The sequence below is a fragment of the Hippea maritima DSM 10411 genome (genome assembly GCF_000194135.1).
Lineage (GTDB): Bacteria > Campylobacterota_A > Desulfurellia > Desulfurellales > Hippeaceae > Hippea > Hippea maritima.
Genome location: NC_015318.1, coordinates 1,606,603 through 1,615,356 on the forward strand (window position 1 = coordinate 1,606,603; position 8,754 = coordinate 1,615,356).

Sequence of the window (8,754 nt, forward strand, 5' to 3'; positions counted from 1 at the left end):
AATGTACAAGGTTGTTGTCTGCGATACAATTTCTGATGCAGGAATAGAGATATTAAAAAAAGAAAAAGATATAGAGCTTCAAATAAAAAGCGATGTAAATAAAAAGGAGCTCCCTAAACAACTAACGGACGCTGATGCCATAATAACAAGAAGCTCCACAACTATAGACAAAGAGTTTTTAAGCTTCTGTGAAAATCTAAAGGTAATAGGAAGAGCCGGTGTTGGTGTTGACAACATAGACCTGGATGAGGCATCAAAAAGGGGAATAGTAGTTCTGAACATGCCTACAGGCAACACACTTGCAGCCACTGAACATACAATGACTCACATGCTCAACTGCCTACGTTTTATGCCCAATGCTAACTATGAGTTAAAGTATAAGCATAAATGGGATAGAAAAAAATGGATGGGCATTGAGTTGTACGGAAAAACTGTTGGTATTATAGGAATGGGCAGAATCGGGAGCCGCGTTGCCATTAGAGTTATGAGTTTTGGGGCAAACGTTGTGGTTTACGATCCGTATATACCAAAGGAAAAGGCAACAAAGATAGGCGCAAAGATAGTGGATAACCTGGACGAATTGCTTAAAGTTTCGGACATTATAACGATTCATACGCCAAAAACAGAAGAAACATACAACATGATTGATAAAGAAGAGATTGAAAAGATGAAGGACGGCGTGATCTTGATTAACTGTGCTCGTGGTGGTCTTTATAATGAAAAGGCGCTTTACGAGGGTCTTAAGAGTGGCAAAATCAGGGCACTTGGTATAGACGTGTTTGAGAACGAGCCCCAGCTCAATCATCCACTATTTGAATTTGACAACGTCTTTGCAACGCCCCATCTGGGCGCAAATACATATGAATCACAAATAAGGGTTGGCGAAGGTATTGCCCGCTCGGTGGTAGATGCATTGAAAGGTAGGGGCTACGAGAATGCCGTAAACATAAAGATGGAAGAGGAAGAGATTACAGAACTTGGCAAACAGTTCTTGGGCTTAGCAGAGCGAATGGGTTCATTTTTATCCCAATATATAAAAAGCTTTATTAAAAGAGTTACAATATACGCACACGGCGAGATAGAAAGCTGTACAAACTCGTTGGGGCTTTTTAGCAGCGTAGGAATTCTAAAAAATATGATAGATGAGCATGTAAACTACGTAAACGCACCATATTTAGCCAAAGAAAGAGGTTTAGAGATAGAAACAAAAATTTATGACAAAGCCACGGAGTTTAAAAACTATTTACTACTTGAAGCAGAATATGACGACAATAAAAAAATTGAGATAGGCGGAACCGTATTTGAACCTAACAAGGCGCGTATTGTGTACATGGATGGTTTTGATATGGAAATAGAGCTAACCGGTAATATAATTGTATTCAGAAATTACGACAAACCAGGCATAATAGGCAAGGTTGGTGAAATATTAGGCAAGCACAATATCAACATAGCAGACTTCAGGCTTGGCAGAAAACAAGCGCTTGGAGAGGCTTTATCGTTTATAAAGGTGGATCAAGAGGTAAACGACGCCATCTTAAAGGAAATACTAAGCATAGATGGCGCCATATCAATAGCCAAAGTCAAAATTTAGTTTGACGAAGAGATAGGCTTAATTTTATCCATAAGCGTATTGTATTTGTTTATCATGCCCATTTCTTTATAGCATAATGCGATTTTTGTTAGTGTTTTAATCTTATCATCCGAGTATTGTAAAAACTCCTCAAACGCTCTAAAGGCCTTTTCATACTCTCCAAACTCATAATACAGATTGCCAAGCGTATCCAAAATACCTGGTTTTAGGTCGGGGTTCATATTTATCGCCTTCTCCAAATTCTCCTTTGCAGCATAATAGTTTTCCTTCATAAGATACAGTTTACCCAACGCCAGATACACAAGCGGCTGATACGGTATAAGCTCAACCGCCTCTTTTAGGTATTTCTCAGCCTTATCAAGCTCTTTTCTGTCGATGTAGATGCTGCCAAGCAAAAATGGTATGTCTCCAAACGAACCGTACTTATCATAAAGCTCAACCAAAATATCAAAAGCTTTATCCAACTGCTCTTTTTTAACAAAATCAATGGCTTTTTTATACTCATCAAAGATATCACCCTCTAAGCTCAATTGGGCATACAACAGGTTTTGTCTTTTTATATCCTTGGAAACTTTAGACATTTCTTCAACTACATCAAACCACTTTTTAGCCTCTTCATTTTCAGGCTCGTAATCTAAAGCTCTCAAAACAAGCCTTTTCGCATCAATAAAGTCTTTATTATCTAAAGCTCTCTTTGCCAACAAAAGATGCGAAGCCACCATATTCTGCTCAACTTTATAGTCAAATTTTGCTTTTTTGTGGTCTGGATTAATTTCAATAGCTTTTTGAAAACTCTCTAAAGTCTCCTTGTGCATAAATCTATTCAAGCTGCATAGTTTGCCTTTCCAATAGTATAAGTCCGCTGAATCCTTGTATATCTCAATAGCACGATCGACAAGCTCAATACCTGTATAAATATCCTTAAACTCAACATATAATTTCAAGAGGTTCACCACTTTTTCTTTCTTCTTCAAGAACCTATCCGCATCTTTTTTAAACTCATATTCAAGCTTTAATATATCGAGAAGGTTTTTGATATGCTTTCTGGATAATATAGATTTTTCTCTGATCAATTTAAAATACTTAATGGCTTGATTTATTCTATCCTCAACACTTTGGCCTTCTATATCTATCTCTTCCCTATTAAAATAAAAGAAATCCTTAAAGAAAAAATTCTGAACTGCACTGATAAATATTTCATCAAAAGTAATTTCATCGTTAATTGCATTAATTTTATTCACCCTTTTTCTTATCTGATTCTCATCTTTATTAATTTTCCATTTATCCAAAACATCCTTAGCCATTTTCAAAGCATCTTTAGACTTGCGTATAATTTGCTCTATTCCACCTAATATCTGTTCGGTTTTAGAAATTATTTTATCATAGTCGCTGCTGTTGTTTATCTCAAAAACCGTTTTATCAACATTGTCTTTCAGGTATTTCTTTTGCACATCTTCAAGTGTTAGAAGTTCCGCACCCTCTATATAGGCACCTCCTTCTGTAGCATTAATAAACTTAAACCCTTTAGGAGATAAAACTTTAATTATATCCTCAACAAGCTTCAAACCAGTGTACATTGCATGGTCAGTCGGTACTTTATCCTGATAATTACCCCTAACCCAATGCAACTGCTTAGGCAAATCAACCTCAACAGAAACCCCCTTTGCATGGTCAAGTCCGCCAGTAAATGCCCAATCCTGCCCAACAAAAATGATAGGATTAGCACGCAGATAATAAGCTACGGCTATAGCAGTGTGAGTAACAGCATTGCTGGGAAGAGAGACATCATTAAAATCTCCAAAAATCTCTCCATACAGATCAGATAAAGACAAGGAATGACACTCAACAACTGACTTCTTAAATATTTTTGGTATTTGATGATAAACTGCTGCAGTATGTATGTAAATAAAGTCTGATTTTTTCTTATCCTTTAATATGGTTTTATACTTCTCAATATTTATCGGGTTGTAATCAACGCCGCATACTATATCGGGTTTTATACCAAACTCATTTAAAGTTCCCAGTACACTATCTGCGGCTATTACCAAAGCTTTATCTTTCAGTCCCTTAAGCTTATCTATATTTTTCATAAGAGAGGGTCCACTTGCTACGATAATAGCCGGCTTATTCTCAAATTTGTTTTTTACAAAAAGCCTCAAAGGACCACCTCTTAAAAAGGACAATGTGTTTTTAATAGAGTTTTCTGTAATAATTTCAGATTTATGCAAAAGAGTTGATCTATTAATGTAAAATGCAGCTAAAAATCTTCTTGTATACTCTTTAATTTCATCTAAGTTATAGAAATCAACTTTTTCATATCCTGCAATTGAATACTGATAAACATCTGCCCACAATAATTTCATAGTCAAAGAGCCCAAAAGTTTATCTATTTCATCTTTGTAATTATAGGACAAAGGTACTATAAGTGTATTCTTATCAGTCAAAATATCAGATAGGTCTTTTTCGCTCAAAAGCAGTTTTAAAAGACTAAAATTAGTTTCAAAAACAATAATAAAAGTCCTTTTAAACTTATTTCTTAAATTCCTTATGGTTTTACCAGATCCAAAACCATGCAGTATTGCAATATCATAAGATTTTAGGTCTTCGGCTACTTCATTTAAAGTGTCCAACTCAACATCTTTATAAAAAAGCTTGTCCTCTTCAGGTATATATTTTAGATTGCTATCAATATCCACATTATTTAATCTATCCAAAAGCCCTTTGTATATACCACTCTTCATTGCATTAACATTAACATAAAGCATAAAAACCTCCACTTAAGAAAATTTCCCTCTTTTTTTAGTATAGCAAGCCCTATTCCATAAAAAATCTAAAAAACGCAATCTAGGATTAAAGTTACGCTAAAAGTTGCCGATTGAATAGGTGAGGCAACTTTAGAGGAAAAGGAGGTGATGCCCTGAAGGAGAAAATTTCAGCCTAAGGGCTTCATGGGTTTGGGAATTTATGTTTAACCTTAAGAAAAATTTACAAGGAGGTAGCAATGGGACTCAGAATTAATACCAACATAGCTGCACAGTATTCGGTATTTAACCTAAACAACACAAATAACAAATTATCACTCTCTCTTAACAGGCTTTCCACGGGCTTGAGAATTACAAAGGCTGCAGATGATGCTGCTGGCATGACGATTGCAGATGGTCTTAAGTTTCAGTCTATGAACTTAGGACAAGCAATCAATAACGGCAATAACGCTGTCAAACTCATCCAGATTGCTGACATGGCACTCCAGAAATCCATTGACATCGTTCAGACAATCTCTCAAAAAGCAGCCCAAGCTGCAAACGCTACAGAAGATCCATCATCAAGAGAGGCACTCCAAGCGGAAATCAACAAACTCATCGAAGAGGTAAACAACATCGCAAACACAACATCCTACAAAGATACAAAACTTCTTGATGGAACATTTACAAACAAGATAGTCCACATAGGCGCATACATGAATCAAACTCTATCCATAGGCGCACAGAGAACGGCAGCAGATTCAATCGGTTGGGTTGCCCAAACAACAAGCTCAAATCATGACACATATACTACATCTATACAAGATGCTTCAAATTCATCAACTGAATATTTACAATTTAACACAAACACAAACTTTGTAGAGCTCAAGGGTGGAGATTTAACAATAAATGGAATAGATGTTGCAAATTACGCTGCGGGTATAGACGCAGACCATCAATTATCCGCTAAAACAATGGCTGCAGCAATCAATAAAGTTCAGTCTGAAACAGGTGGTGTTGAGGCTGATGCAACTACAACTGTAACTGGAAGTGCAGAGATTACAGCCGGAACTATAACAGCAGGCACCTTCAAAATCAACGGTGTTGACATTGGGCAGGTAAATGTAACAGCTGGGGATGCAGATGGTGCATTGGTTAACAAAATAAATCAATACTCAGACCAAACAGGTGTTGTAGCAAGCACAGATAGCAGCGGAAGATTAGTCCTGACAGCAGAAGACGGAAGAAATATAGCAATAACAGCAGACTCAACTGCTCAGGGCATATTACATTTAAGTGATACAGAGACTACAATACATGGAACAACAAGTACTATAGCTACAGCTATGACCTTTTACCTAAATGGCACTCAAATATCCCTAAGCGCTAATGAGACTGCAGCATCTGCAGTAACAGACATAAACAACACCCTCGCTTCTGCAGGTATCGACACAACAAAACTCTACGCAGAATTATATACTTCAGGTTCAGGTCATTACGTTAAGTTAGTTGCTAACGACGGAAGAGATTTGAACATATATGTAGCATCAGGTCAAGCAGCAGCAAGCCATCTCGATTTCTTAGGTTTATCTTCTGCTACTGCTAATCATAATACTAGATACATAGCCAATAGTTCCAATCATGGAACAATAACACTAACAAGCATGGACAACATTGAAATAAGTGGCGATAAAGCTGCCGTAGGTGGTCTCAAAACAAGTGTTGTTTCGCCAAACAACAACTTAGAAAGCGTAGATGTAACATCCCAGAGTGGTGCAGAGCTTGCAATAAAGATAGCACAATCAGCACTTAAGGATTTAGATTCTATAAGGTCTAATCTCGGTGCAATTCAGAACCAGATTCAGGCAACTGTTGAGAACATCTCAGTAACTCAGATCAATATTAACGGTGCTGAATCAACAATAAGAGATGTCAACTTCGCACAAGAGTCTTCAAACTTCTCAAAACTCCAGATTCTTGCACAGTCTGGCACCTATGCATTAGCTCAATCTAATGCTGTTCAGCAGAACGTCTTGAGACTGCTACAGTAATAAGCCTTAAAAAGTCCCGCTTACGCGGGACTTTTCTATTTTTTTATCACAAGGGAGTGAAGATAAATTAAGCGATTCACTTAAACTTTTCAAAAGCCTCATCAACAGCCTCAAAAACAAGCTCTAAGTTTTCCCTTGTAAGGCAAGGATAAACGGGCAAACTTAACTCCCTTTTGTAAAACTCTTCTGTCTTTGGACAGTACACATCTGACACCAACCCTCTATAAAACGGCTGTCTGTAAATGGGAATATAGTGCACCTGAACGCCAATGCCCTTTGTCCTTAAACTCTTAAAAATCCCTTGCTTCCTGCCAACAAAATCATCCTTTAACAAAATCGGCAACAGATGATAACCGCTTTTTGCGTCCTTTGTTTCTTCTGTAAAATCAAAAAAATCACTATCCTTAAATCTGTCTCTGTAAAGCTTCGCTATTGTTCTGCGTTTTTCTATAAACTCATCTATCTTTTTTAACTGGCTCAAGCCCAGAGCAGCCTGCATATCGCTAATCCGCCCGTTAAACGATAAAAACTGCATCTCGTAATACCAATCACCGTCAGGCTTAAACTCAAAATCTCCTGCATTTCTTGTTATGCCGTGATTTTTAAACATCAAAAGCCTCTTATACACAGCTTCATCGTTTGTTAGAGCCGCACCGCCCTCTGCCGTTGTTATGGGTTTTACCGGGTGAAAGCTAAAAACGGTAATATCACAAAATTCGCACGACCCAATCCTCTTGCCCTTGTATTCTGCACCCAAAGCATGCGAGGCATCATCTATAAGCTTCAAGCCGTGCTTTTCTGCCATGTCTTTTAGCCTATCCCATCTAAGTGGATTGCCGCCATAATCGACACCAATAATCAACTTTGTGCTTTTCTCAATCAAACTTTCAATCAAATCGACATCCATATTGCCTGTTCTTGGCTCAATATCACAAAATATGGGCTTTGCACCACAATAGACGCCCGCATTTGCCGTTGATACAAAACTTATCGGCGTTGTTATGAAGCTGTCGTTTTTACTCAAGTCAAGGGCAAAGCATGAGGCATAAAGCGCCGTTGTTGCAGAGTTAAAAGCCACACAATACTTAGCAGAGCAATAATCAGCCAAAGCCCTTTCAAACTCCTCAACCCTTGGTCCCTGTGTTAGAAAGTCCGATTTTAAAACCTCAACTACAGCCTCTATATCGCTTTCATCGATGCACTGATGAGAGTACGGAATCATGATAGACCCTTAAGCCTCTCTTTTAACTCATCAATGGTAAGCCACCACGGGTTGTTTTTGGATGTAAAGCTAAAACCAAACTCTCTTTTCTTGCCCTTCTCGCCCCACCTGTTAACCTCATACTTCGGAGAGCCTGTAAGCAAAATAGAGGGCAAGACCGTAAAGTAATTTTTAAACTCCAATGTGTTGTGGGATTCATCCTGCGAGATCAATGTTTCGTGCAGCTTTTCACCTGGCCTTATGCCAATTATCTCAAATTCAGCATCAGGCTTTATCGCTTTTGCTAAATCCGTTATCTTCATAGAGGGTATCTTTGGCACAAAGATCTCACCGCCCTGCATCGTCTCAAACGCCATCATAACAAACCTGACGGCCTCTTCAAGCGTGATCCAAAAACGAGTCATTTCTGGGTGTGTTATGGGCAACTTTTTAGCTCCCTTAGAGGCAAGCTCCAAAAACAGCGGCACAACGCTGCCACGCGAACCCATCACATTGCCATACCTTACAACACTGAACTTGATGTCCCTTGATCCCTTTATATTATTTGCAGCTATGAACAGTTTATCGGCCGCAAGTTTGGTTGCACCGTATAGGTTCACAGGATTGACGGCTTTGTCGGTCGATAATGCGACCACCTTTTTAACACCTTGCTCGATCGCCGCATCGATAACATTGTTAGCGCCCAAGATATTTGTCTTTATCGCCTCCATCGGGTTATACTCAGCCGCAGGCACCTGCTTTAAAGCCGCCGCATGAACGACATAATCAACGCCCTCCATCGCCCGAAGCAGTCTGTCTTTATCCCTAACATCGCCGATAAAATACCTCATGCATTTATCGTTAAAAACCTTGCTCATCTCAAACTGCTTGAACTCATCCCTTGAATAGATGATAACCTTTTTTGGCTTGTATCTTTTAAGGAGAACTTCGGTGAACTTCTTACCAAAACTCCCCGTTCCGCCTGTTAAAAAAACAACTTTATCATTAAACATAATCCACCCCCATTGCTTGTTAGATTAATATAACACAGATTAAAAAGAGTTTGAAAGCAAAAATTACTCAATGCTTTGGTCTTAAAAAAGCCAAATACTCATTACTGTTAAAGAATACAAAAGATTGACACAATCAAGGCTTTCATATAAATTTAAT

General features: G+C 38.2%; 5 protein-coding genes. 2 read left to right on the forward strand and 3 right to left on the reverse strand.

The window, feature by feature from the left end:
- Position 1: 1 nt before the first annotated feature.
- Entirely contained in the window at positions 2-1,591 is a 1,590-nt protein-coding gene (serA, locus tag HIPMA_RS08465) for a phosphoglycerate dehydrogenase (RefSeq protein ID WP_013682612.1), read from the forward strand.
- On the opposite strand, the gene HIPMA_RS08470 is transcribed toward serA, so the two are convergent.
- Positions 1,588-4,356 carry a 6-hydroxymethylpterin diphosphokinase MptE-like protein gene (locus HIPMA_RS08470; RefSeq protein WP_013682613.1) on the reverse strand — a complete coding sequence of 923 codons (2,769 nt, stop codon included), beginning with the start codon at positions 4,354-4,356 and terminating at the stop codon, positions 1,588-1,590. The two genes, serA and HIPMA_RS08470, sit on opposite strands and share 4 nt — an antisense overlap.
- 236 nt (positions 4,357-4,592) lie before the next feature.
- Between HIPMA_RS08470 and HIPMA_RS08475 the strand changes: the two genes are divergently transcribed.
- Entirely contained in the window at positions 4,593-6,383 is a 1,791-nt protein-coding gene (locus tag HIPMA_RS08475) for a flagellin N-terminal helical domain-containing protein (RefSeq protein WP_013682614.1), read from the forward strand.
- A 76-nt stretch (positions 6,384-6,459) separates the two neighbouring features.
- Here the strand turns inward: HIPMA_RS08475 and pseC are convergent, their stop codons facing one another.
- On the reverse strand, positions 6,460-7,605 hold the full coding sequence (gene pseC / locus HIPMA_RS08480; RefSeq protein WP_013682615.1) for a UDP-4-amino-4,6-dideoxy-N-acetyl-beta-L-altrosamine transaminase: 1,146 nt from the start codon (positions 7,603-7,605) through the stop codon (positions 6,460-6,462).
- The gene (gene pseB, locus HIPMA_RS08485; protein ID WP_013682616.1) at positions 7,602-8,597 is read right to left on the reverse strand and encodes a UDP-N-acetylglucosamine 4,6-dehydratase (inverting); all 996 of its coding nucleotides are present in this window, start codon (positions 8,595-8,597) and stop codon (positions 7,602-7,604) included. Before pseB ends, pseC begins: the two co-directional genes overlap by 4 nt.
- Positions 8,598-8,754 lie beyond the last annotated feature (157 nt).